Source organism: Lentzea sp. NPDC058436, assembly GCF_042721515.1.
Classification (GTDB): domain Bacteria; phylum Actinomycetota; class Actinomycetes; order Mycobacteriales; family Pseudonocardiaceae; genus Lentzea.
The window spans coordinates 45,701-69,643 of sequence record NZ_JBHXLF010000014.1 but is presented as its reverse complement, the minus strand read 5'-3'; the positions used below and the strand labels follow the sequence as shown (position 1 = coordinate 69,643).

The following is a 23,943-nucleotide window of genomic DNA, read 5'->3' as shown; positions in this document are numbered from 1 at the left end:
CACGCCTTCTGGATGGCTTCTGGACGAAAACTGACGGTAGGTTGCTAAGTGACTGCGGACAGCGACGAAGTGAGAACCACGGTGCAGAACGAGTTGCGCGTCAGCTTGCTGGGCGCGCTCGCGGCCTCGGTGGACGGCGAGGAGCTCGCGCTCGGTCCGCCGCGGCAGAGGGCTGTGCTCGCCGTGCTCGCCCTGCGCGCGAATCACGTGGTGTCGCGCAGCGAACTGATCGACGCCGTGTGGGGTGATGATCCACCCGCCAGCGCCGACAACGGCATCCACACCTACGTCGCCGGGCTGCGCAGGCTCTTCGAACCGGGCAGGGCGTCGCGGGCGCCGAGTTCCGTGCTGCTCTCCACGGACGCTGGATATTTGCTGAGGCTCACTTCCAGCAGTTCGGACGCCGCTGTGTTCCGCACCCATCTGGACGAGGCCGGGCGTCTGCGCGACAGACCGGCAGACGCCGTCAGCGCGTTCGACGCGGCCTTGGGGCTGTGGCGGGGTGTCGCGCTGGAGGGCGTGCCGGGGCCGTTCGCGGCGGTGGAGCGCGCGCGTCTGGCCGAACTGCGGCTCACGGCCGTGGAGCAGCGTGCGGCGTTGATGCTCGCGGTCGGGCGTGAGGCCGAGGTGGCGGCGGAGCTCACGACGCTGGTCAGCGCGCATCCGTTGCGGGAGAGGCTGCACGGCCTGCTGATGTCCGCGCTCTACCGCGGCGGCAGACAGGCGGAGGCGCTCGCCGTCTACGCGGACCTGCGGCGGCTGCTGATCGAGGAGCTCGGCATCGAGCCCGGTCCTGAACTGCGTCAGCTCCACGAACAGGTCCTCGTCGGCCGGCACGACCCGCAGCCGGAACCGGTGGCGCCCGCGCTGGTGCCCGTTCAACTGCCGCACCAGATCCGCGACTTCACCGGCCGTGAGAAAGAGCTTGCGCGGCTCGCCGAAGTCGTTCCGCACGACCACTCACCGGTGCTGGTCGCGATCACCGGCACCGGCGGCGTCGGCAAGACTGCCCTGGCCGTCCGCTTCGCCCACCAGGTGGCGTCCCGCTTCCCCGACGGCCAGTTGCACGTCGACCTGCGCGGGTTCGACTCGTCCGCACCGCCCGTGCAGCCCGGCACCGCCCTGCACCAGCTGCTGCAGAGCCTCGGCGTGCCGTCCGAACGCATCCCGGAGGACCTGCCGGCGAAGTCCGCGCTCTACCGCAGCGTCCTCGCGGGCAAACGGGTTCTGGTGCTGCTGGACAACGCGCGGCTGGCCGAGCAGGTCCGCCCGTTGCTGCCGGGCCGGTCGACGTCGATGGTGCTGGTGACGTCCCGCAACCACCTCGGCGGGCTCGTCGCCCGCGACGGCGCGCACTCGGTGACGTTGTCGATCCTCACGCGCGACGAGGGGTTGGCGCTGCTGACGTCCGCGGTGGGCTCCGACCGCGTCGCCGCCGAACCCGTCGCCGCCGCGAAGCTCGTCGAACTGTGCGGGCACCTGCCGCTGGCGGTGCGGATCGCGGCCGAACGGGTCGTCACCCGGCCCCATCTGACCCTCGCAGACCTGGCGAGCGATCTCGCCGACGAACGCGACCGGCTGAACGTGCTGGCCACGGGCGACGACGAGGACACGGCCGTGCGCGCCGCCTTCTCGTGGTCCTACCTCGCGCTGAAGCCCGACGCCGCCCGCGTGTTCCGGTTGATCGGCCTGCACCCCGGCGCCGAGATCAGCCTGAACGCCGTGGCGGCGCTCGCCGGTGTGCCCGTGTCGCGGGCGCGGACGTTGCTCGACGTGCTGGCGGGCGGGCACGTGCTGGAGGAGGTGGCGCGCGGCCGATTCCGGCTGCACGACCTGCTTCGCCTGTACGCCACGGAACTCAGCGCCACCGAGGAGTCGTCGGACGGCCGCGACGAGGCCGTGAGGCGGCTGCTGGGCTGGTACTTCGACACCGCGAACGCCGCCGGCACCGTGATCGCGCCGCCGGACCACCCGTCGTTCCTGCTGCCGCCACTGTCCACTCAGGACTTCACCTCGCACGACGAGGCGTTCACCTGGTGCCGCACGGAGTCCTCGAACCTGCTGGCGGTGGCGAGGCTGGCCGAGGAGCACGACTCGCCCGCGGCGTGGCAGATCCCGGTGGCGTTGTGGAACTACTTCATCGTGTCGAGCGCTCTGGACGAGTGGACGCGCACGTACCGCGTCGCCGAACGGGCCGCGGCGCGGGAGGGCAATCAGGCTGCGCGCTCGTGGGCGGTGCACGGGCAGGGGCTGTCGGCGTTCCGCGGCGAGCGCTTCGCGGACGCGCTGGAGCTCTTCGACCGCGCGCTGGCGATCCGGCGCGGGATCGGCGACGCGGCCGGTGCCGCGTGGAGCCTCACCGGCCTGGGCATGGCGTACGGCGGCCTGCGTCAGTTCGACCTCGCCGTCGACCGGTTCGGCGAGGCCCTGCGCGGGCACGCCGAGGTCGGCTCGTGGTTCGGCCAGGGCGGCACGAGGTTGTTCCTGAGCGACATCCTGCGTTCAGCCGGCCAGTTCGAGGCGTCGCTGGAGTCCGCTCGGACGGCGTTCGAGCTGATGGACTCGCACGACGCGGTGCACGGCAAGGCGATGGCGCTGGTCAGCATCGGCTGGGCGCAGTCGAAGCTGGGGCGGACGGTCGAGGGGCGCGACTCGTTCCGGCACGCGATCGAGTTCCTGCGCGTGCTCGGCGACCGCAAGAGCCTCGCGGAGGCGTTGCACGGCCTGGGGGAGACGAGCGCGGGGCAGCCGGAGGTGGCGCGGACGCACCTGCTGGAAGCGCTGACGATCTACGAGGACTACGACCACCCGCGCACTCCGGAGGTGCGGGCGAGGCTGCACGAGCTCTCTTAGGGGTGATCCCTGATGTGCCCGCGCTGATGTGTAGACACACTACTCATCATGCAGAAGCGCGCTCGAACTTTGCTGGTGTGGCTGCACGTCGTGACGTCGGTCGGCTGGCTGAGCCAGGCCCTCGCGCTGTTCACGCTACTGCTCCACGGCCTGAACACGGGTGACGTCAACGCGTTCAGGATGGCGCGGGTGCTCGACCACCACGTGCTCGCGTTCATGGGCGCCACCAGCGCGTTCAGCGGGATGATGCTCAGCGCGACGACACCGTGGGGCTACTTCAAGCACTGGTGGGTGCTCGGGAAGTTCGCGATCACGGTCGTGCAGCTCTACGTCGGGATCTTCGTGCTGAGCGGCAGGCTCGAAGCCGCGGCGAACGGCGACGTCAGCGCGTGGACGCCGGTCGGGACCGCGCTGATGGTCGTCGGGTTCGCGTTCCAGACCTGGCTCAGCGTCGCGAAGCCGTGGGGGCGCACGCCGTGGGCCGACCCCAAGGTCAAGCTGCCCACGGCGAGCACCAAGGCGTTCGTGCTGGCGTTGACGATCCCGTTGGTCGACCTCGCGCTCGGGCTGTGGATGGGCCACCCGATGCCGTTGACCATGCTGGTCGTCGTGGTCGCCTACTCGGTCAGGCGGGCCGCCAGGGGGAGACGCCGGTCGTCGGACGCGTCGGGTCGTGGAACTTCGGCAGGTCCGGCTCGTCGAGGCGCAGCGGCACCAAGCCCTCGGTGATCGCGACCATGATCCGCTCGTGGGCGCGCCGGGCGTCGCCCATGGTCTCGGCCCTGAGGTCGGACAGCTCGACCGGCTTGCCGAAGTGGACCTTGAGCTTCGGCCGCTTGCGCACCGCGCGCAGCCAGGACGTCAGGTACGGCAGGACGTCCTTCCAGCCGCTGACGTTGAGGTTGCCCCAGTAGACGGCCTCGTGCGCGCCCCACTGGCTGATCGGGATCACCGGGATGCCGCCGCCCAGCGCCATGCGGGCGACACCGGTCTTGCCGCGTTCCGGCCACAGTCCGGGGTCCAGGCTGATCTTGCCCTCGGGGTAGACGGCGATCGGGTCGCCGCCCTTGTTCAACGCCTCGACGGCCCGGTGCATCGCCTCGCCGACGTTCGCCGACCGCCGGTCGACCCGCAGGTGACCGCACGCCTTCAGGGCCGGACCCATGACCGGTGCGTCGAGCAGGCCGCCCGCGAGCATGAACCGCGGGTTGACGCCGATCTTGCGGCAGGCCGCGATGAGCACCATCGGGTCGAGGTTGCCGATGTGGTTGGAGGCGAGCAGCAACGGCTTGCCGAGCAGCTCCGGGGGGATGTCACCCGATACCTCGAGCTTGCCGGTCAGCGCGATCAGGCCCCGGTCGACCACCATGAGCACGCGCCAGAAAAGCGGTGTGGACACGCGGGGCAGCGTACGGCGTGTCGGGAGGACGCCGTGCACGATCCGGTGAACCATGGGATTTCACGCGCGTCCCCGTTACCAACGTGGCTGGTGAGATGCGAGGGACTACCTTGTAGGCATGGCCGGGCGCACAGGGACTTCGAGAAAGACCACGTCACGCGGCAAAGCACCGGCGAAGCCGCGGGCGCGGTCCACCGCGTCCAGAAAGCCCGCCGCGCGCAAGAGCGGCGGTGCCATCAGCGCCGTGTGGGGTGCTTTGGGGCGTGGCGTCGGCAGTGTCGTGCGCACCGTCAGCCGCACCAAGGACCTCGATCCCGAACATCGTCGTGACGGCCTCGGGCTCCTGCTGATCGCGCTCGCCGTCATCACCGGCGCGGGCGTGTGGTGGCAGGCAGGCGGACCGGTCGGGCAGTGGGTGGACGTCGCCGTGCGCAGCTCCGTCGGGTTCCCCGCGGTGATCGTGCCGGTCGTGCTTCTCGGCATCGGCGTGACGCTGATGCGCACCGACCCCAAGCCCGACGCGCGGCCGCGGCTGATCATCGGCTCGTTCCTGATGATCATCGGCGTGCTCGGCATGTTCCACCTCATCGGCGGCCTGCCGATGGACCCGATCGAACGCCGCAGCGCCGGTGGTGCCCTGGGCTACCTGGCAGGCGGGTTCCTCGCGCAGGGCCTCACGCCGTGGGTCGCGGGGCCGTTGCTGTTCCTGATCTTCGCCTACGGCCTGCTGGTCGTGACGCACACGCCGATCCGCCAGGCGCCCGAACGGATCCGCTCGCTGCTGCACCCCGGCAAGCCCGCCGACGAGTCCCCGTCCGACGAGGAAGAGCCCGTCGAGGAGCCGAAGCCGGTCAGGCTGCGCCGCCCGTCGCGCCGGCGCCAGGCCGTCGAGCCCGTTGCGGACGACGAACCGCAGGCCGAGCTGCCGCTGGAGGAACCTTCGGAGCCCGTGGTGGCCAAGCCGCCGAGGGAGAAGAAGGCCGTGGCCGCCCCGGCGCTGGTCGTGCGCGCCGTCGACGGCGAGTACCAGCTGCCGCCGCCGGACGTGCTGAAGGACGGCGACGCGCCGAAGACCCGCAGCAAGGCCAACGACCAGATGATCGAGGCCATCACCGGCGTCCTCGACCAGTTCTCGATCGACGCCCAGGTCACCGGCTTCACCCGCGGCCCGACGGTCACGCGTTACGAGGTCGAGCTCGGCCCCGGCGTGAAGGTCGAGAAGATCACCGCGCTGACCAAGAACATCGCGTACGCGGTGGCGACGGACAACGTCCGCCTGCTGGCCCCGATCCCCGGCAAGTCCGCGGTGGGCATCGAGGTCCCCAACAGCGACCGCGAGATGGTGCGACTGGGCGACGTGCTGCGCGCGCCGTCCACCGTCAAGGACGCGCACCCGATGGTGATCGGCCTCGGCAAGGACATCGAGGGCCACATGGTCACCGCGAACCTCACGAAGATGCCGCACCTCCTGGTCGCGGGCTCCACGGGTTCCGGTAAGTCGTCGTTCGTCAACTCGATGCTGGTGTCGCTGCTGGCCCGCGCGACGCCCGACGAGGTCCGGATGATCCTGATCGACCCGAAGATGGTCGAGCTGACGCCGTACGAGGGCATCCCGCACCTGATCACGCCGATCATCACGCAGCCGAAGAAGGCCGCGGCGGCGCTGGCGTGGCTCGTCGAGGAGATGGAGCAGCGCTACCAGGACATGCAGGTCAACCGGGTGCGTCACGTCGACGACTTCAACCGCAAGGTGAAGTCCGGCGAGATCACGGCGCCGCCCGGATCGGAGCGGGTCTACCGGCCCTACCCGTACATCATGGCGATCGTCGACGAGCTGGCCGACCTGATGATGACGGCGCCCCGTGACGTCGAGGACGCGATCGTGCGCATCACGCAGAAGGCCCGTGCCGCGGGTATCCACCTGGTGCTGGCCACTCAGCGTCCTTCGGTGGACGTCGTCACCGGTCTGATCAAGACGAACGTGCCTTCCCGGCTGGCGTTCGCGACGTCGTCGTTGACGGACTCGCGGGTCATCCTGGACCAGCCCGGTGCCGAGAAGCTGATCGGCATGGGTGACGCGCTGTACCTGCCGATGGGGGCGGGGAAGCCGGTGCGCATCCAGGGTGCGTTCGTGGGCGACGAGGAGATCTCCTCGATCGTCGAGTTCACCAAGAACCAGGCTCAGCCCGAGTACACCGACGGGGTCACCGCGCAGAAGGCCGGCGAGAAGAAGGAGATCGACGCCGACATCGGCGACGACCTGGAACTGCTGGTGCAGGCGACCGAGCTGATCGTGACGTCGCAGTTCGGCTCGACGTCGATGCTGCAGCGCAAGCTGCGCGTCGGGTTCGCGAAGGCGGGGCGCCTCATGGACCTGCTGGAGACCCGTGGCGTCGTCGGGCCGTCCGAGGGCTCGAAGGCACGCGAGGTGCTGATCAAGCCGGACGAGCTCGAGAACGTGGTCTACCTGATGCGTGGAGGCGGCCCCGCCGACGACGAGTGACCTACTTCAGGCCGGCCTGCTGGATGCTGGTGGCCGTGGAGCTCGCGCTGCCACCGAACTGGCGGACCGCCGCGTAGTACAGGTCGGCAGTGCGCTTGCAGGCCCAGTTCGAGCCGCACTGGTTGTACATGTCGGCCTTGAAGTTGTTGTCGATGCGCAGGCGGTTCGCCTCGTTCCACCGGCCCTGGCGCTTGTAGTTGCGGTAGCCGAAGTCGTGGCGGTGGCAGGTCGGCAGGAACTTGAAGCCGAAGGGGTTGTCCGGCGAGTACGAGCAGCCGTCGGAGGACCAGTCGAGCTGGCCCGCGTTGGGCTGCTGCGCGCGCAGTGTTGTGAACTGGCTGAGGGACTTCGAGTACAGGTAGTCGTCGGTGACCGCGACGATGTCCACGGCGTGTGCCGGGGCGCCCGTGAAGATCAGGGCGACGGAGGCGGCGGCACCCACGAATGCCGAGCGCAGGGTGTTCGACATGGCGAGCTCCTCGGTGTGTGAGCAGGGTCTCGCCCAGTTGTAGCCGGTGATCGACTGTCCTCGGTAGACACGATCTGATGAACGTCAGGTGATCGTGTGCCCGCAGGCGATCGCCGTGGCCACGCGGAGTTCACGGGGAAGGCCCAGGACGTGCAGCATCTCGTTGTCCGCTACTCCGCCGAGCAGGTAGCCGCCCAGTTTCTGTTCCGCCAAACGGAGGCAGATGGTCTGGGCCGCCGCTCCTGCTTCGATCAAGCCGAAGCGGCCCGCGCGTTCGCCGTACTTCTCGAACGAGTCCTTGTCCGTTAACACAAGGACGATCGTCAGTGGTGGCACCGAAGAGGTTCCGAGGATCTCGGCGAGGGTGTCCGGTGCGGCGCCGATGTCCTGCAGTGCGTGGCGGCGGATGTCGTAGCGGACCGCGCGGCCGTTGACGAAGGCGTAGCAGCGCAACGGGTCGAGCCCGCCGGCCGACGGAAAGCTGTTGTCGGACAGGGCGCCCAGGACCGAGCCGAGTTGCTTGTCGCTCAACGGCTTGTCGGCGAACTCCCGTGTGCTCCTGCGTGCCTGGAAGAGCTTCTGCAGGCGGTCGTTCGGACGCGGCAGCGGGATCGGCGGCGTGGGTGGTTCGAGCGGGTCGACCAGGGGTGGCTGCGGGCGGAAGTCGCGCAGGCGGTCGGCCAGTTTGCGCTGGTGCAGCGGGGAGAAGCGGCTCGCTGCCCAGAAGTCGTCGAACACGGGCTCACCCCAGTGGATGTGGTGCGGGATTCGGGAACACGCCCGGTGAGGCGTGCGGGTAGCGCCAGCTGAGTTCTCCTGCGCGGCCGCCCAGGTGGGGCCAGCGGTGGTCCGAGTGCAGCGGGGCCAGGTCGGGGGACAGGACCCGCACGCAGTGCAGGCCCACGGCGGAGAGTTCCGGCGTGGTGAGCTCGCGGTAGGCGAGGCGGATCTTCGCGTCGTCGAGGGCGTGGACCAGTTCGGTCAGTTCCGCTGTGGTGCCGCGGGCCGTGGCGTCATTGGGCGGGTCCGCCTCGAAGCCGGTGAACCACGGCAGGTCGTCCCACTTCGCCGGGTGGGTGGCGTAGTAGGCGGCGTGCTTGTCGAAGTCGGTGGCCTCCTCGACCGGACTGTCGCCGTTGCGCGCCAGCCACACCTCGATGAACACCGTGCCCTGCACCCACTCCTCGTAGGCCTTCCGCACCGCCTCCGCCGTTGTCGCGCGGCAGGCCAGTCCCAGCGTCGGGCGGGGTCTGCCCGCGATCGGGAGCGACCCCACTACGGCGACCACCGGGTGCGGGCTGTAGGCCGGGGTGAGGTCGAACGCCTCGGCGCCGTGCGGGAGTCCGGCGTCGAACCGTTGCGGCGCAAGGGAATGCAGCCAGGTCGTGGTGAACGCGTCGCGCTCCACCAGTTCCTGGACCGCCCGCAGCAGGGCGCTGGTCGTCGACGGTCCTGCCGCCAGGCCGGACGAGGTCGCGGGCAGGCCGTAGGAGGCGTCCAGGGCCACCAGGCCGGCCGGGACGCGGATCGGGTCGTTGCCGGGGAGCGTCCACGCCCGCGTGTACGGGGTGTCGACGTATCCCTTGCGATAGCGGTAGTTCGGGGCCACGCGCTGCTCGACCGTGTGCAGGCTGAAGTGTTCCAGCGGCCAGCACTCGCCGTCGGAGACGGTCTCCAGCTCGGCTCGTGCGGCGGCGTGGCGTTCCAGTGCCTCGGCGATCGCGGCGACCTTGCTGGTGCCGCCGGACGTGCCGCCGGTCGCGAACGGCTCCGGCACCGCCGCCCAGCCCTCGACGTCCACATCGGACAGACTGTGCGGCACGGGCTGCAGCTGCGACACCACGCCCTGCCGCCAGCCGACCGCGCGCTCGACCAGCGCCTCCGCGACGGTCTTCACCGCTTCCTCCGGTAGCGCCGGAAGATCCAGTAACCGAGCCACAGCGCGCCTCCGACGTAGATCGGCGCGATGACGGCGATGTGGGTGACTTCGGCCAGTGTGCCGAGCACGGGCAGCACGAGGAACGGTTCGACGCACCACAGCAGGATCCAGCCGAGCAGCCTGACCAGGCTCATCCACGGCTTCGGCGACCGGGCGAGGAACCCGGAGGCCGCCGCCCACGCCAGCGCCACCCCGAGTCCGCCGGCCCACCAGCCCCAGTGCAGGTCGAAGATCGCGCCCGCCGTGACGAACGGCAGCACGACGACGAGCAACGGGAAGATCGCGGACGGCAGGACGAGCAGGCTGCGCGGTTGTGGCAGGTCCTTGGTGTCCTGGTGCAGAGCCGCGGGGATGTGCACGGCCGCGCCGACCGAGGAAACCGCGCAACAGCAACAACAACAGCAACAGGTGGGCGTCGCCGCGTTGGCCGCGGCCGCACCGGGTGAGAACTGGTCAGGTAACCGTACTGCCGTCGCGTTCATGGTTCCCCCAAGGAAGTGACACGCGCCCGAACTCGACCGTCGGGCAGACCTCGCACCCGGCGGCGGGAAGCACGCTCTCGCGCGTCGTCGTGAACTCGTCGAGGTTGACGGTGACGACCGTGTCGAGCAACGCCAGCGAGCCGTTGTGGATGTTGTGAATCGCTTGCAGGGCAAGGGAAATGGGAAACTCGTGGTCGAGCGCCCCCGGACGCGGGGGAGGCGGCGGATCCCCCCACCGCCGCCCCGCCCGCACCGCGAGGCACGCCAGGCACGCGCCGGCACCGGGCACCACGAAGGGCCCGACGGCGGCGGTGTGGTGGTACGCGAGGTCCAGCAACAGGTGCGGAACCTTCGTCTCGCGTGCCACCTCGACCAGGTCGACCAGCGTGCCGGTGGTCCGCACCACGAGCAGCAGATCCGGATTCTCGTCGTGCGGCAACCGCTCTGCCAGCCCGGCGGGTGCCTCCCCGACGACGCGCGTGCCGACCCCCATCGGTTTCGCGTCGTCGGCGGGCAACCCGGCCGGGCGGAGAGCGCCCAGGGTCCTCAGCTGGGCCAGGTGCTGACGAACCGGTTCCCCCAACCGGCTTTCGTCGACCGTGCGAGCCACTCCCCTCAAAACCGGCTCGAACAGTCCCGCCAGCGCCACGGCCACCGCCCTGGGCAGGTCCGGGATCAGGTACGCGAGATCAGCACCCGCGTACACGACAAGGCCTTCGTCTCTTATTTGCGCGTGCCAGGCGGGATCAGCGACCAGGCTCATCCTCGTCCCCCCGTTTCAGGAAGTTCTCGATCTCCTGCTCGCTCGGCAGATCCCCGGCCGGATCCATGAGGTTCTCGGCGATCGGCGGCAACGGCTGCTCGGCCCACGCGGGCTGGTAGTCGTCGCTAGGCAGCAACCCGTGCCGCGACGCGAACTCCTCGGCCGCGTCCCGGATCGACTCCCGCAGCGTCCCCACCACCGCGGTCTCCGCCGTGTACGTCAGCTCGACCAGCAACGCCCGCACGTTCTCCAGCTGGTTCTCGTCACCGGCCTTGCGCGCGAGCTCCGGCCAGAACTGCCGCTCGAACAACCGCACGAAGTCCGCCGCCACCGCGTCGGTGGCCGTGCGCAGGCGCGTGAAGCTGTCCATGACGTCATCGCTGGGCACCCGTAGGCCGGCAAGCCTGCCGCCCGCTTCGAGTGCCCAGCGACGCGCGTGCGGCCAGCCGTACTTCCACCGCACCAAGCCCAACCGCATAGCCCGGAGGAGGAGTCGCGGTTGGACGTCTCCCATCGGAACGAGGTGCCGGATGTCGCGCACCTTGATCCGAACCCAGTCGTCGGGCCCCTCGGTCTCGCCCATGCCGAGCACCGCGGCGACCGACTCGCCCTTTTCACGTGCCGTGATCAGCTCGGCGATCGCGGGCAGCGAGAACCCCCGCTGCTGCAACCGCTGCACCAACGTCAGCCGCTCGACGTGCGAGGCGTCGTAGTACGCCACGCGCCCCTGCCGTCTCGGCGCGTGCAGCACACCCTTCGTCTGGTACATGCGAATGGTGCTGCTGGGCAGGCCGATCCGGGCAGCGAGCTCGTCGACGGTGAGCGATTCGGGCACGCCGTTGATCCTGGCGTGCTTAGGTTCGTCGAGTCAAGACTCTTCGAGTGATTACTCGAAGAGTTACAGCTCCAGGAGCATCCGGCTGTTGCCGAGCGTGTTCGGCTTCACGTAGCTCAGGTCGAGGAACTCGGCGACACCCTCGTCGACCGACCGCATGATCTCCTCGTAAACCTCGGGACTCACCGGCGTGCCCTCGATCTCCACGAAGCCGTGCTTGTTGAAGAACCGCGTCTCGAACGTCAGGCAGAAGATGCGCACGAGCTGCAGCTCCTTGGCCGTCGCGATGAGCTGCGCCACGATCCGGTGCCCCACGCCCTTGCCCAGGGCCAGCGGCGACACCGCGACGCTGCGGATCTCGGCCAGGTCCTCCCACATGACGTGCAGGGCGCCGCAGCCGAGCAGCTCGCCGTCCTCCTCGGCCACCCAGAACTCCTGCACCGCCTCGTACAGCGTGACCAGGGGTTTGGCCAGCAGAACCTTGCCCGCGTACCCGTCGATCAACGCCTTCATGGCGCGCACGTCGCTGGTGCGGGCGCGCCGCACGACTACCCCACTGGTCACAACCGTCAAGTATGGGCCGCCGTGTCGCCGGGTGTTTCGTCAGGCGGTGGGTCGGGTGCTGCCGGCGGAGATTCGGGCAGAGAGCGGTCGCGAGCGTTCAAGAGCAGGCGGAGCAACTTGATCGAATGGTCGCGTTGTTCCCTGGTCTCGTTGCCGAGAGCGTGGTCGACCACCTTCTTCTCCAGGTTCGCGCGTCGGCGGGCGGGGCCGGAGCGGACCCAGTCGCGGAACGTCCGTGCCAGCTCCGCCCACACGTGCCGGGTGAGCAGCACCGACACGGCCAGCAGCGCTGGTGCCGTGTAACCCGACTTCAACAACTCGGTGAGCACGCGCCACAGGGTTCACCCAGAGGGGACATGAGAAGTGGACAGAATGTGGGTGCCGGTCCTGGACAACGTCACGAACGCCTCAACAGCGCGATTCAAGCACCGGGACCTGGGGCGGTTACTCTGAGCGCCGTGTCTTCTCCCACCACTCCGCGACGCGTGTCGCTGCTGACCCTGGGCTGCGCCCGCAACGAGGTCGACTCCGAAGAGCTCGCCGGGCGTCTCGGCGAGGGCGGCTGGGAGCTGGTGGACGAGGGCGCTGACGTCGTCGTCGTCAACACGTGCGGCTTCGTCGAGCAGGCCAAGAAGGACTCCGTCGACACGCTGCTCGCCGCGTCCGACACCGGCGCCAAGGTCGTGGCTGTCGGGTGCATGGCTGAGCGGTACGGCAAGGAGCTCGCGGACAGCCTTCCCGAGGCCGCGGCGGTGCTGGGGTTCGACCAGTACAACGACCTGGCAGAGCGGCTGCAGGACGTGCTGCACGGCAAGCCCGTCGAGTCGCACGTGCCGGTGGACCGGCGGACGCTGCTGCCGATCACGCCGGTCAAGCGCCAGGAGGCTGCTCAGGCGGTCCAGGTGCCCGGCCACGGCTGGGGGCCCACCAAGGTCCAGCGCAAGCGGCTCGACGACGCCCCGGTGGCGCCGTTGAAGATCGCGTCCGGCTGTGACCGGCGGTGCAGCTTCTGCGCGATTCCCAGCTTCCGCGGCGCCTTCGTGTCGCGGCACCCGGACGAGATCGTGTCCGAGGCCATGTGGCTCGCCGAGAACGGCGTCAAGGAGCTGTTCCTCGTCAGCGAGAACTCCACGAGCTACGGCAAGGACCTGCCGCGTGAGCAGGGGGCGCTGGAGCAGTTGCTGCCGCGGCTGGCGAGCATTCCGAACATCGAGCGGGTGCGGGTCAGCTACCTGCAGCCGGCCGAGACCAAGCCGAGTCTGGTCGCCGCCATCGCGAAGACCGGCAAGGTCGCGGACTACTTCGACATGTCGTTCCAGCACTCCAGCGAGAACGTGCTGCGCCGCATGCGCCGGTTCGGTGACACGGACAGCTTCCTCAAGCTCGTGTGGCAGATCCGCGAGCACGCGCCCGAGGCCGGCATCCGCAGCAACTTCATCGTCGGCTTCCCCGGCGAGACCGAGGCGGACCTGCAGGAACTGGAGCGGTTCCTCACCGAGGCGCGGCTCGACGCGGTCGGCATCTTCGGGTACTCCGACGAGGACGGCACCGAGGCCGAGGAGCTCGACGGCAAGCTCGACGCCGAGGTCATCGCGGAACGGGTGCAGCGCATCGGCAACCTCGTCGAGGAGCTCACCAGCCAGCGCGCAGAGGACCGGGTCGGCACCGAGGTCGTCGTGCTGATCGAGACCGAGGAGGACGACGAGAACGACTGCGTCGGCCGGGCCGAGCACCAGGCTCCCGAGGTCGACGGCGAGTGCATCGTGCTGGAGGCCGAGGGGCTGAAGCGCGGCGACCTCGTGCGGTGCCGGGTGGTCGACTCCGAGGGCGTCGACCTGGTCGTCGAGGTCATCCCGACATGACGGAGGCCCGGAAGGTCCCGCTGCTCAACGTCGCGAACATCCTCACGATGGCGCGGCTGGCGCTCGTTCCGGTCTTCCTGTTCTCCCTGTTCGAAGCGGGTGGCTTCGACACCACGTGGCGCCTCATCGCGTTCGCGGTCTTCGCGGTCGCGAGCTTCACCGACCACATCGACGGCACGCTCGCCCGCAAGCACGGGCTGATCACCGACTTCGGCAAGATCGCCGACCCGATCGCGGACAAGGCGCTGACCGGGTCCGCGCTGGTCGGGCTGAGCATCCTCGACGTGCTGCCGTGGTGGATCACGATCACCATCGCCGTGCGCGAGGTCGGCATCACGCTGCTGCGGTTCTGGGTGATCCGCTACGGCGTGATCCCCGCGAGCCGCGGCGGCAAGGCCAAGACGCTCGCCCAGGTCATCGCGATCGGGCTGTTCGTGCTCCCGCAGAACGACGTGTTGGGGCTCATCGCCTGGGTGATCATGGCCGTCGCGCTCGTCCTCACCGTCGTCACGGGAATCGACTACGTCATCCACGCGTTCAAGATGAAGGCGAGAGCAGGCAGGGCGGTGCTGTGACAGGCGTCGTCGAGCTGCTCAAAGCGAGGAACCAGACCGTCGCCACGGCCGAGTCGCTCACCGCGGGTCTGCTGTGCGCGACGATCGTCGACACACCGGGGGCGAGTGCCGTGGTCCGCGGTGGGTTGATCGTCTACGCGACCGAGCTCAAGCACGAGCTCGCGGGCGTGGACCAGCAGTTGCTCGACGAGCACGGTGCGGTGCACCCCGAAGTCGCGATCCAACTGGCCGAAGGCGCCCGGACGAGGTGCGGAGCGGACTGGGGGATCGGGCTCACCGGGGTCGCCGGACCCGATCCGCAGGACGGTGTCGCTCCGGGGACGGTCCACATCGGCTTGAGCGGGCCTGGAGTGTCCACAGTGCGGACAATCACTCTGAGTGGTGGCCGCGCAGCTGTCCGTTCGGCTGCTGTGGAAAAAGCCCTGGTCCTGCTGTCGGACAACCTGCTGGCCATCGGCGACGGGAACAAATGATGACTCCGCGTTCGTTCGCCCTTGGCGGACGTGTTCGGAAGTCACTGCCCGTTGTCGGTGTCGATCGGTAACGTAGGGACACGGCCGGCCGGAAGGAGGCGCGCGATGACCGTGCTGCTGCGCGAGGCGATCGGTGATCGGCTTCGCCATGCCCGCACCAACCAACGCCGCACGCTGCGCGAGGTCTCTCGGACCGCCCGCGTGAGCCTGGGGTACCTGTCCGAGGTGGAGCGCGGCCGCAAAGAGGCGTCCAGCGAGCTCCTCGCGGCCATTTGTGACGCATTGGAACTGCCCCTGTCCGAACTGCTGCACCACGTTGCCTCCGACATCGGCGCCGTCCAGCAGACGCCGGACACGGTTCCCGACACCGTCCCGGACGGTCGCTCGGAGCGCGGGAAGCTGGAGGGTGGCCGCGTGCTGCCGTCCACGCTCTCGGACGACCTGTCCGACCTGCGCCTGCAGCCCATGCTCACGCACAGGCTCACGAGCAAGATCGGCGAGACGCCCAAGGCAGTCGTCGCGGCTTGAGATCCCATGCCAACCGACCCCGTTCGCCCTCTGGCGAGCGGGGTCGCCTGCATCCGGGTGAACATCATCAGGTTGTGGCCCCCGCCACGTGACGGTCTGCAACAAGACGGAGAGTTCGTACGTTCAACACACAACAGACGCGGCGCGCTGAACGGCAGGCAACGGCTTGGCATCAGCACGCTGGGTCACCGCGTCTCCGGGCGCGGGTGCGGGCAGGATTGGCACGTCGTCAGACGTGTACTCCTAAGTCCCGGGGTGGGTCAGGGTGTTCCCGGATATCTCCCCGTGTCGGTGGATACGCCGACGCACAATTGAGACGATGGATCCAACACCGGCACCGAGAAGGCAGGCGTAGGAGATGGCCAGTCCGTTCGTGAAGTTCTGGAAGTACCTGATGGCGTCGTTCTCGTCGAAGATCGACGAGCACGCCGACCCGAAGGTGCAGATCCAGCAGGCCATCGAGGAGGCGCAGCGGCAGCACCAGGCGCTCTCCCAGCAGGCTGCGGCCGTCATCGGCAACCAGCGCCAGCTGGAGATGAAGCTCAACCGCCAGCTCGGCGACGTCGAGAAGCTGCAGGCCTCCGCCCGTCAGGCTCTGGTGCTCGCCGACGAGGCGCGCGCGAAGGGTGACGAGCAGAAGGCCACCCAGTTCGAGAACGCCGCGCAGGGCTTCGCCACCCAGCTCGTCACCGCCGAGCAGGGCATCGAGGACCTGAAGACGCTGCACGACCAGTCGCTGCAGGCCGCCGCACAGGCCAAGCAGGCTGTCGAGCGCAACTCGATGATGCTGCAGCAGAAGCTGGCCGAGCGCACCAAGCTCCTCAGCCAGCTCGAGCAGGCCAAGATGCAGGAGCAGGTCTCCGCGTCGCTGAACCAGATGAGCGAGCTCGCGGCACCGGGCAACGTGCCGTCGCTCGAAGAGGTTCGCGACAAGATCGAGAAGCGCTACTCGACCGCGCTCGGGTCCGCGGAGCTCGCCCAGAACTCGGTCCAGGGCCGGATGCTCGAGGTCCAGGCCTCGACCACCCAGCTCGCCGGTTCGTCGCGTCTCGAGCAGATCCGCGCGTCCATGCACGGCGGCCAGTCGAGCACCCCGCAGCAGGTCACGGCGGGCAACAGCGCGGCCGCGCAGATCCAGGCCGAGATCGCGCAGCGAGTCCAGTCGGAGCAGAAGACCACGCAGCAGCAGGTTCCTCCCGCCCAGAACTGACGTTCTGAGGCCGGGGGAGCAGGAGGAGTCAGCAGGTGATCATGGAGCCCTGGAGAAACCGTCCCAACAACGAGATCGTCCGCAAGGTCGTCGGCGAGTTGGGTGCGTCGCTCCAGGGCCACCCGCTGGCCGAGCAGGCGCGCTACCGGCTGCAGAAGTGGAACGACCCGGTCGCGAAGCTCGAGCGCAAGCGCAAGCGCACCAACGCCGTGCTCACGTTCTGGCTGATCGTCATCTCGATGCTCGGCACGCTCGCCGTGCTGGGCTTCACCGGCGTTCTCGGCACGTGGGCCGCGGTGACCGGCTCGATCGGCGCGGCCGTGCCCGCCGTTCTCGCCGTGCGCAGCGGCTTCAAGCTGAAGGAACTGGGCGTCGCCCGGCAGCGGCTCGCGTTGTCGCCGCCACCGCCGCCCCGGCCGCCGCTGCCCGCGCACATCTCGTCCGCGCGTGTGCCGATGGAGAAGCTCCACGGCGCCGAGGACGCGATGGCGCAGCTGCTCGTGCAGCTCGACTCGCCCGCGCTCACGTCGATGCCGACCGAGTCCGTCCAGCACGCCCGCCAGGCCGCCCAGGAGGCCGCCACGGCCATCCGCGCGGTGTCTGCGCAGCTGCAGGCGGTCGAACGCGCTCGCGACACCGCGCCGCATTTGGAGCGCGCGTCGCTGGTCGAGGGTGTCCGGGTGCTCAGGGTGCAACTGGCGGACGGCGTGGACCGCTACTGTGCGTTGGTGGCCGAGGCCGGCAAGGCCCTCGCGGCGAGCACGCAGTTCCAGAACCCGGGCGAGGTCCTGGACGACGCGACCGACCACATGGCCGGTTTGGCGTCCGCGATGCGTGATGTCTCAGGCTATTCAGCGTACTGAATGTAACGCTCCGTAATTGCATGCCGCTATTCGGCGAGTCTCTCTGGAGATCTTTGCTGCAATCGTGTGATTATCGGACTGTTATCTAGCCGTAGCCGCTACATGGCGTGGCAGGATCTCGGGGCCGGTCTGCGGGAAGTCCGGCTGAATTGCCGGGAGGCAGTGCGTTGGCGTTGTGGACCGTGCACGGGGACGGTCGGATCACCGACAGTGAAACCGTCGCACCCCAGGAGAGGGTGAGCTGGCCGCTCACCATCGGCTTCGGAGTGCAGCACCTGGTCGCCATGTTCGGCGCCACGGTGATCGTTCCCACCGCCACCGGTCTCCCCGTCGCCACCACCCTGCTGTTCTCCGGCCTCGGCACGCTGCTGTTCCTCGTGATCACCAAGAACCGCGTCCCGAGCTACCTCGGCTCCTCGTTCGCCTTCGTGGCGCCCCTCGTGGCCGCCCGCGAACAGGGCATCGCGGCCCAGCTCGGCGGCGTCGTCGCCGCGGGCCTGCTGGTGATCGTCGTCGGCATCGCGGTCAAGGCGCTCGGCGTGCGCCTGCTGGAGTCGGTCATGCCGCCGGTCGTCACCGGCGCCGTCGTGATCCTCATCGGCCTGAACCTCTCCCGCCAGGCCACCTCGAACTTCGGCGAGCAGCCCCTGCTGGCCGCCCTGACCACCGTGGTGATCCTGCTGGCCGGCGTGCTGGGCAGGGGCCTGGTGTTCCGGTTCTCGGTCCTGATCGGCTTCGTGGCGGTCTGGATGGGCGGGCTCGCGTTCGGCGCCGTGCCGTCCGAGCGGATCGCCGCGCTGCGCGACGCGGCCTGGGTCGGCCTGCCGAAGCTGTACCAGCCGGAGCTGCGGCCGTCCGTCGTGCTGCTGATGCTGCCCGTGGTGATCGTGCTGGTGGCCGAGGTCGTCGGGCACGTGAAGGCGGTCGCGGCGCTCACCGGGCGCAACCTGGACGGCAGCGCGGGCGACGCGATCATCGCGAACGGCCTGTCGACGGCGCTGTCCGGTCTCGGCGGTGGCGCCGGCACCACGACGTACTCCGAGAACATCGGCGTGATGGCCGTGACCCGCGTCTACACGACGGCCGCGTTCGCGTTCGCCGGTGTCTTCGCCACGCTGCTGGCGTTCTCCCCGAAGGCCATCGCGCTGTTCGGCACCATCCCGCCGGGCGTGCTCGGCGGCTGCACGCTGGTGCTCTACGGCCTGATCGTGCTGATCGGCGTGCGGATCTGGATGGACCGGGGCGTCGACCTGGCGAGCCCGGTCAACGCGATGGTCGGCGGCGCCGCGCTGGTGGCCGGCGTCGGCGACCTGACCATCAAGATCGGCGACCTCGAACTGGGCGGGATGGTGTGGGGCTCGCTGCTCGTCGTGATCCTGCACCCCGTGATGCGCTGGCTCCGGGCCGCTCGCCGCACCTAGAGCCGCGGCCGCCCGCCGCACCTGGCGTCCACCCGTTCAGGTGGTTTGGCTTCCTCCACTTCGGACCGATCATTTAGTTGATCTTGCACCGCTCGCGACCGTTGCCTTGGGCGGCAACGGTGTGGGTCGTGATCCCGGCGCGCCACGAGGAGCCGTGCGTCGCGCGGGCGGTGCAGTCCGCTGTGGACGATGCGCTACCGCAGCGCCCGGTTGATCCGCGACACCAGCCCGGGGCCCTCGTAGATGAACCCGGTGTAGATCTGCACGAGGCTCGCGCCGGCGTCGATCATGCGCTGGGCGTCGTCCGCGGTCGCGATGCCGCCGACGCCGATGACCGGCAGGTCGCTGTTCTTCGTGATGAACCGGACCACGTCGTTCGCGCGCCGGGTCAGCGGCTTGCCGCTCAGGCCGCCGGTCTCGCCCTGATGCGCGCTCGTGAGGCCCTCACGGCTGAGGGTGGTGTTCGTGGCGATGAGGCCCTTGATGCCGTTGTCGACGCACACCTGGATGACCTCGGCGATGGCGTCCTCGGTGAGGTCCGGCGCGATCTTGACCAGCATCGGCTTGTCCGTGGCCGCGGTCAGGGCCGCGACGAGCTCGGTCAGCGCGCCCTTGTCCTGCAGGCTGCGCAGGCCGGGGGTGTTCGGCGAGCTCACGTTGATGGCGTAGTAGTCGCCGTGGTCCTTCAGCGCGTTCAGCGAGTCCAGGTAGTCCTGCACGGCGTCCTCGACCGGCGTGATCTTGGACTTGCCGAGGCTGATGCCCAGCGGCGCCTTCAACGACGTCCGGTCGAGCTTCGCGGCAAGCGCTTGCGCACCCGCGTTGTTGAAGCCCATCCGGTTGATGATCGCCTCGTCCTCGCGCAGGCGGAACAGGCGCGGCTTCGGGTTGCCCGGCTGCGCGTGCCACGTCACGGTGCCGACCTCGACGAACCCGAACCCGAGCGCGGCCCACGCCGGCAGCGCGCGCCCGTCCTTGTCGAGGCCCGCCGCGAGCCCCACGGGGTTCGGGAAGCGGACGCCGAAGACGGTGCGGGGGTTGTTCTGGCCGCGGGCGAACTTCGCCAGCGGGCTCAACCGGGCCATGACGTCGAGCGTGGTCTCGTGGACCCGCTCCGCGTCGCCGCCGTGCATTCCGAACAACGCCCTGCGAACCACCTGCTTGTACACCACGCGCCCACCCTATAACGCCAGTTCAGGGCGGGCGCGCGGCCCTCAGTTCCCGACTTCGGCCAAGCAGTCGGGCGCCGGGTCGCGGATCGGGCCGGTGAACCCCAGCCCGTGGCCCCGGTTCGGCAGGTTCGAGATGCCCATCAACATCGTGTGGCCCTCGGGCAGGTCGCCGGGCCGGAACGTCATCGACCCGTCGTCGGCGTGGTCCGGCAGGCGGTAGTCGCCGATGTAGATCTTGCTCTCGTCCAGCTCGGCGCAGTCCCGCGACATGGGCACGGCCTTCGCGCGGATCCCGTACTCGCGCAGCTTCGCGTTGGCCCCGTCGACCCCTTTGACGTCCTTGATGGTCACGGTGACGGTCCCGTCGGCGTTCTTCGTGACGGCGTAGGCCTCGGAGTTGCCGCTGACGATCGCGACGGTCGCCGCACCGGCCACGGCGAGCACTCCCGCTGCCGCCAGCAACGGTCGTGCGGACCTCCTGCGCTGTTCTGGCGCCTCCTCGACCGTCTCGCCGTGCTCGCGCATCAGGTCGTCGAGCAGGTTGTCCTTGAACGTCGTCATCACTGTCCCCCGTCCGTGATCAGGGCGCGGACCTTGCCGCGCGCCCGGAAGAGCCTGATCCGCAGCGCGCCGGACGACATGCCCAGCACCCTCGCCGCGCCCTTCGGTGCCATCCCGACCAGGTCGACGAGCTCGATCACCTCGCGGTCGGTGGCGGGCAACGCGCCCATGGCCGCGATCAGCTCGCGCCCGGCCCGTTCCGCGTCGATGCGCGTGACCAGGTCGGCGATCTCGTCGGTGGCGAGCACGCGCCGTCCGTGGATGCGCGCGACCACGTCACGGCCGCGTGTGACGGCCTCGCAGTGCTGCGCGAACACCCGCCGTGCGATGCCGAGAACCCAGCCTCGTGCCGTGCCCCGGGAACGGTCGAACGTCGCGAACGACGTGATGGCCGCGAGGAACGTGTCCGCGGTCAGGTCGGCGGCCGTCTGCGGGTCCGCGGTGCGCCGTGCGAAGTACGACGTGACCACGTCGAACTCGGCCTCGTAGATCTCCGCGAACGCACGTGCCGCACGCGTCGGAGAAGGCGGTGGTGGATGTCGTGGGGCTGTCATCGGCTGGCTCACGACCATGATTGCCGACTTCCAGCCGCGCCGTTACACGGTCGGCTTCGCCACCTTGATCGTCGCCTGCTCGTCCAGCGGCATCTTGGGCTTGGCCAGGAACGTCACCGGCAGCTCCCGCAGCCCTCTGCTGCCCAGCGACACCCGCCACCCCAGCGGCCGCGAGGTGTCCAGTGTCAGCCCGGCGCAACGCCCCAGCAGCGTCCGGAACGCGATCTCGCCCTCCAGCCGGGCCAGCGGCGCGCCCAGGCAGAAGTGGATGCCGTGCCCGAACGCCAGGTGCTGCCGGTCCGCCCGCTCGATGTTGAGCTGGTCGGCGCGCGGGTAGCGGTTCGGGTCGTGCTCGGCGGAGGCCAGCGACAGCAGCACGACGTCACCCGCAGGGATCTGCACGCCGCCGATCGTCAGCGGCCGCGTCGCGAACCGCACCACGTGCGAGACCGGGCCGTCGAACCGCAGGAACTCCTCGATCGCGCCCGGCAGCAGCGACGACGAGCGCTGCAGCAGTTCGAGCTGCTCGGGGTCGCGCAGCAGCGCCAGCGCGCCGTTGCCCACCAGGTCGACGGCGGTCGTGTACCCCGCCACGAGCAGCAGGAACGCGAGCGAGGCCAGTTCGTCGTCGGTCAGCGCGGTCTCGCCGGTCGCGCGGGCCAGACCCCCGATCAGGTCGTCGTCGCCGGAGGTCCGCTTGTGCGTCACCAGGTCGCGCAGGTAGCCGGAGGTCTCCTCACGGGCCGAGGACGCGTCTCCGTCCGCCAGCCCGGTGACCACGTCGGCCCAGTAGCGGAAGTTCTCCTGGTCGACGGCCGGCACGCCGAGCAGCTCCATGATCACGGTGATCGGCAGCGGTGCCGCGAAGTCCGCGATCAGGTCGCAGCGCCCGGAGTCCGCGAAGCCGTTGGCCAGCGAGGCGGCGACCTGCTCGATCCGGGGGCGCAGGTCGGCGATGCGGCGGGGCGTGAGCTGGCTCGACACCGCGCGGCGCAGGCGGGTGTGGTCGGGCTCGTCGCTGTTCATCATGTGGTCGGACAGGTCGCCGAACCACCACGACGCGAAGTGCGGGTGGCCGCGCAGGGGTTCGGCGAGCGCCGAACCGTGGGAGGACAGCAGCGGGTCGTCCAGCGCGGCGCGCACGTCGGCGTGACGGGTCACGAGCCACATCGGTACGCCGAGCGTCTCCACCCGGTGCACGGGGCCGGCGTCGCGCAGGCTCTTCAGCACCGAGTAGGGGTCGTCGGTGAAGCCGGGGCGCAACGCATCCAGATTTACCGCCATATTGGGGCACACGGCCCGGAGAGCGTCTCGGTTCAACCGGATTGGCATTTTGGACAGAAGTACACGAATCTTCCGTCGATCTCGTCCGATCGGACCCTTGTGCGACAACGCAAACAGGGTTTGCCGGTCCGCTCGAAAACGTAGTGCTGCACGCGCAGGTCGCCGGTCGTGCTCTGTTCGGGCCGCCACTGGTTGGCCTGCAAGAGCTTCCTCGACAGCGCAACCGCACGTGAGGGGTCCACGGCGGAGACCGGAGCGGTCGGCAGAACGCGCAACAGGAAACAAACTTCCGCGCGGTAGAGATTGCCGACGCCCGCCATGACCCGCTGGTCCAACAATGCGAGCCCGATCGGCCGGGAAGGGTCGGCGGTCAACCGCCGAACGGCCTCAGCGGTGTCGAACTCAGGCGCCAGAAGATCAGGTCCGAGGTGGGAGATCAATCGATCTTCCTCGGCGGTCGGCACGAACTCCAGGTCGTGCAACGCGAATCCGATCGCCTGCCGGTCGTCCACCTCGAACACGGCGCGGGCCTGGTGCGCGGGACGGCGCCAGCGCTCACCTGGCCGGTACAGGTGCCACGAACCGTCCATCCGGAAGTGGCTGCGCAGGCTGTTGCCGTCGGAGAAGTGGGTGAACATGTGCTTGCCGTACGTCCGCACGCCGAGCACGTCCAGCCCGGCCAGGTCCAGCGCGGCCAGCCGGGGGTGCCGCAGCTCGCCGCGCAGGAGGGTCTTCCCGGCCAGCGCCTCGTTCATCCGGTGGCCGGCCAGGAAGACGGTGTCGCCCTCAGGCATCCACCGCTTCCTGGATCTCGTCGTCGTCGAAGTCGTGGTGCACGGCCCGGCGCCGGCTGCGCGAGATGCGCTGGATGCGGGCGAGCAGCAGGTTGAACGCCAGCGCCACCTCACGCGCGCCCGGCGTGCCCCACTCGTGGATCGGCATGCACGCGCCCTGTGCCTGCTGCACGGCCAGACGGTCCGGCAACGCCACCGGCATCACCAACGGACCGAAGATGTCCCTCAGCTCCTCGATGCGGAACTGGTGTTCGTGCGAACGCGGACGCACGCGGTTCACGACGACGCCCAGCGGCTGCAGGTCGGCGTTGTTGCTCTCCCGCTCGTTCTGCACCGCCTCGAACGCCCGCTGCACGCCCGCCACCGCGAACATCGTCGGCTCGGTGACCAGCAGCGCGCGGTCGGCCGCGACCAGCGCGCTTCGGGTCAGCTGGCCGAGCGACGGCGGGCAGTCGAGCAGCACCAGGTGGTACGGGAACTCGTCGTACATGTCCCGCAACGTGCGCAACGCGTCTTTCAGCCGGTGCAGGCGCGACTCGTTCGGATCCGGGTGGTTGAGCAGCTCGGCGTCCTCGGACCCGGACAGCACGTCGATGCCGTCACCCCATCTGCTGGGGCGGATCGCCTGTTCCAGGTTCTCCTCGGACGGGTCCTGCAGGACGTCGTAGATGCTCGCCTTGGACTCCTCTGGCTCCAGCGTCGACGTGGCGTTGCACTGCGGATCGAGATCGATCACCAGAGTGCGGACACCACGGCGGAGGGCGGCAGAGGCCAGGCCGAGCACCACCGTCGTCTTGCCGACGCCTCCCTTGAGGCTGAGCACGGACACCGTATGCACA

25 protein-coding genes are annotated in these 23,943 nt (G+C 69.5%); 10 read left to right on the top strand and 15 right to left on the bottom strand.

Annotated features, from left to right (window positions below; all coding sequences use genetic code 11):
• Window positions 1–48: 48 nt before the first annotated feature.
• Both ACFWN2_RS33860 and ACFWN2_RS33855 read left to right on the top strand, forming a co-directional pair.
• Entirely contained in the window at window positions 49–2,853 is a 2,805-nt protein-coding gene (locus ACFWN2_RS33860) for a BTAD domain-containing putative transcriptional regulator (RefSeq protein ID WP_382434435.1), read from the top strand.
• Window positions 2,854–2,901: 48 nt separating this feature from the next.
• Window positions 2,902–3,582, top strand: a complete 681-nt coding sequence (locus ACFWN2_RS33855) for a hypothetical protein (protein WP_382434433.1) — start codon at window positions 2,902–2,904, stop codon at window positions 3,580–3,582.
• On the opposite strand, the gene ACFWN2_RS33850 is transcribed toward ACFWN2_RS33855, so the two are convergent.
• Entirely contained in the window at window positions 3,479–4,306 is an 828-nt protein-coding gene (locus ACFWN2_RS33850; protein WP_382434431.1) for a lysophospholipid acyltransferase family protein, read from the bottom strand. The two genes, ACFWN2_RS33855 and ACFWN2_RS33850, sit on opposite strands and share 104 nt — an antisense overlap.
• A 64-nt stretch (window positions 4,307–4,370) precedes the next feature.
• On the opposite strand from ACFWN2_RS33850, the gene ACFWN2_RS33845 reads away from it, so the two are divergent.
• On the top strand, window positions 4,371–6,755 hold the full coding sequence (locus ACFWN2_RS33845) for a DNA translocase FtsK 4TM domain-containing protein (protein ID WP_382434429.1): 2,385 nt from the start codon (window positions 4,371–4,373) through the stop codon (window positions 6,753–6,755).
• Between the two features lies 1 nt (window position 6,756).
• Here ACFWN2_RS33845 and ACFWN2_RS33840 read toward each other — a convergent pair whose 3' ends face one another.
• The 8 genes from ACFWN2_RS33840 to ACFWN2_RS33805 all read right to left on the bottom strand — a co-directional run bounded on the left by ACFWN2_RS33840 (window position 6,757) and on the right by ACFWN2_RS33805 (window position 12,136).
• The gene (locus ACFWN2_RS33840) at window positions 6,757–7,224 is read right to left on the bottom strand and encodes a phospholipase (protein WP_382434427.1); all 468 of its coding nucleotides are present in this window, start codon (window positions 7,222–7,224) and stop codon (window positions 6,757–6,759) included.
• Between the two features lie 84 nt (window positions 7,225–7,308).
• On the bottom strand, window positions 7,309–7,962 hold the full coding sequence (locus tag ACFWN2_RS33835; protein ID WP_382434425.1) for a nitroreductase family protein: 654 nt from the start codon (window positions 7,960–7,962) through the stop codon (window positions 7,309–7,311).
• Window positions 7,963–7,966: 4 nt separating this feature from the next.
• Window positions 7,967–9,121: a YcaO-like family protein gene (locus ACFWN2_RS33830; RefSeq protein WP_382434423.1), complete on the bottom strand. Its 1,155-nt coding sequence runs from the start codon at window positions 9,119–9,121 to the stop codon at window positions 7,967–7,969.
• On the bottom strand, window positions 9,118–9,522 hold the full coding sequence (locus ACFWN2_RS33825; protein WP_382434421.1) for a hypothetical protein: 405 nt from the start codon (window positions 9,520–9,522) through the stop codon (window positions 9,118–9,120). The genes ACFWN2_RS33830 and ACFWN2_RS33825 overlap by 4 nt, the downstream gene beginning before the upstream one ends.
• Window positions 9,523–9,616: 94 nt before the next feature.
• Window positions 9,617–10,408 (bottom strand): hypothetical protein, encoded by a 792-nt coding sequence (locus tag ACFWN2_RS33820; protein ID WP_382434419.1) that lies wholly within the window; start codon window positions 10,406–10,408, stop codon window positions 9,617–9,619.
• Complete coding sequence (locus tag ACFWN2_RS33815; protein WP_382434417.1) at window positions 10,392–11,243, bottom strand: MerR family transcriptional regulator; 852 nt, start codon at window positions 11,241–11,243, stop codon at window positions 10,392–10,394. Before ACFWN2_RS33815 ends, ACFWN2_RS33820 begins: the two co-directional genes overlap by 17 nt.
• A 63-nt stretch (window positions 11,244–11,306) precedes the next feature.
• Window positions 11,307–11,807 (bottom strand): amino-acid N-acetyltransferase, encoded by a 501-nt coding sequence (locus ACFWN2_RS33810; protein ID WP_382434415.1) that lies wholly within the window; start codon window positions 11,805–11,807, stop codon window positions 11,307–11,309.
• Window positions 11,808–11,812: 5 nt separating this feature from the next.
• Window positions 11,813–12,136 (bottom strand): hypothetical protein, encoded by a 324-nt coding sequence (locus tag ACFWN2_RS33805; RefSeq protein WP_382434413.1) that lies wholly within the window; start codon window positions 12,134–12,136, stop codon window positions 11,813–11,815.
• Window positions 12,137–12,265: 129 nt separating this feature from the next.
• Between ACFWN2_RS33805 and rimO the strand changes: the two genes are divergently transcribed.
• The 7 genes from rimO to ACFWN2_RS33770 all read left to right on the top strand — a co-directional run bounded on the left by rimO (window position 12,266) and on the right by ACFWN2_RS33770 (window position 18,739).
• Entirely contained in the window at window positions 12,266–13,669 is a 1,404-nt protein-coding gene (gene rimO, locus ACFWN2_RS33800) for a 30S ribosomal protein S12 methylthiotransferase RimO (RefSeq protein WP_382434411.1), read from the top strand.
• A complete protein-coding gene (pgsA, locus tag ACFWN2_RS33795; protein WP_382434409.1) occupies window positions 13,666–14,244 on the top strand; it encodes a CDP-diacylglycerol--glycerol-3-phosphate 3-phosphatidyltransferase in 579 nt (192 codons plus the stop codon). The genes rimO and pgsA overlap by 4 nt, the downstream gene beginning before the upstream one ends.
• On the top strand, window positions 14,241–14,717 hold the full coding sequence (locus ACFWN2_RS33790; protein ID WP_382434408.1) for a CinA family protein: 477 nt from the start codon (window positions 14,241–14,243) through the stop codon (window positions 14,715–14,717). The genes pgsA and ACFWN2_RS33790 overlap by 4 nt, the downstream gene beginning before the upstream one ends.
• A 105-nt stretch (window positions 14,718–14,822) precedes the next feature.
• Window positions 14,823–15,245 (top strand): helix-turn-helix domain-containing protein, encoded by a 423-nt coding sequence (locus ACFWN2_RS33785; protein ID WP_090073917.1) that lies wholly within the window; start codon window positions 14,823–14,825, stop codon window positions 15,243–15,245.
• 358 nt (window positions 15,246–15,603) lie between these two features.
• On the top strand, window positions 15,604–16,455 hold the full coding sequence (locus ACFWN2_RS33780; protein ID WP_382434406.1) for a PspA/IM30 family protein: 852 nt from the start codon (window positions 15,604–15,606) through the stop codon (window positions 16,453–16,455).
• Between the two features lie 41 nt (window positions 16,456–16,496).
• On the top strand, window positions 16,497–17,318 hold the full coding sequence (locus ACFWN2_RS33775; protein WP_382434404.1) for a hypothetical protein: 822 nt from the start codon (window positions 16,497–16,499) through the stop codon (window positions 17,316–17,318).
• Window positions 17,319–17,554: 236 nt separating this feature from the next.
• Complete coding sequence (locus tag ACFWN2_RS33770) at window positions 17,555–18,739, top strand: uracil-xanthine permease family protein (RefSeq protein WP_382434402.1); 1,185 nt, start codon at window positions 17,555–17,557, stop codon at window positions 18,737–18,739.
• 194 nt (window positions 18,740–18,933) lie between these two features.
• On the opposite strand, the gene ACFWN2_RS33765 is transcribed toward ACFWN2_RS33770, so the two are convergent.
• Genes ACFWN2_RS33765 through ACFWN2_RS33740 form a run of 6 tightly spaced genes read right to left on the bottom strand, consistent with a single transcriptional unit; the run spans window position 18,934 to window position 23,942 of the window.
• Window positions 18,934–19,911: a quinone-dependent dihydroorotate dehydrogenase gene (locus ACFWN2_RS33765; protein WP_382434400.1), complete on the bottom strand. Its 978-nt coding sequence runs from the start codon at window positions 19,909–19,911 to the stop codon at window positions 18,934–18,936.
• 42 nt (window positions 19,912–19,953) lie between these two features.
• Window positions 19,954–20,472 (bottom strand): hypothetical protein, encoded by a 519-nt coding sequence (locus ACFWN2_RS33760; RefSeq protein ID WP_382434398.1) that lies wholly within the window; start codon window positions 20,470–20,472, stop codon window positions 19,954–19,956.
• Entirely contained in the window at window positions 20,472–21,026 is a 555-nt protein-coding gene (locus ACFWN2_RS33755) for an RNA polymerase sigma factor (protein ID WP_382434396.1), read from the bottom strand. The genes ACFWN2_RS33760 and ACFWN2_RS33755 overlap by 1 nt, the downstream gene beginning before the upstream one ends.
• Window positions 21,027–21,068: 42 nt before the next feature.
• Entirely contained in the window at window positions 21,069–22,310 is a 1,242-nt protein-coding gene (locus ACFWN2_RS33750) for a cytochrome P450 (RefSeq protein ID WP_382434394.1), read from the bottom strand.
• Window positions 22,311–22,342: 32 nt separating this feature from the next.
• Window positions 22,343–23,104 carry an Fpg/Nei family DNA glycosylase gene (locus tag ACFWN2_RS33745; protein WP_382434392.1) on the bottom strand — a complete coding sequence of 254 codons (762 nt, stop codon included), beginning with the start codon at window positions 23,102–23,104 and terminating at the stop codon, window positions 22,343–22,345.
• Window positions 23,097–23,942 (bottom strand): ParA family protein, encoded by an 846-nt coding sequence (locus ACFWN2_RS33740; protein ID WP_167976179.1) that lies wholly within the window; start codon window positions 23,940–23,942, stop codon window positions 23,097–23,099. Before ACFWN2_RS33740 ends, ACFWN2_RS33745 begins: the two co-directional genes overlap by 8 nt.
• Window position 23,943: the final 1 nt, after the last annotated feature.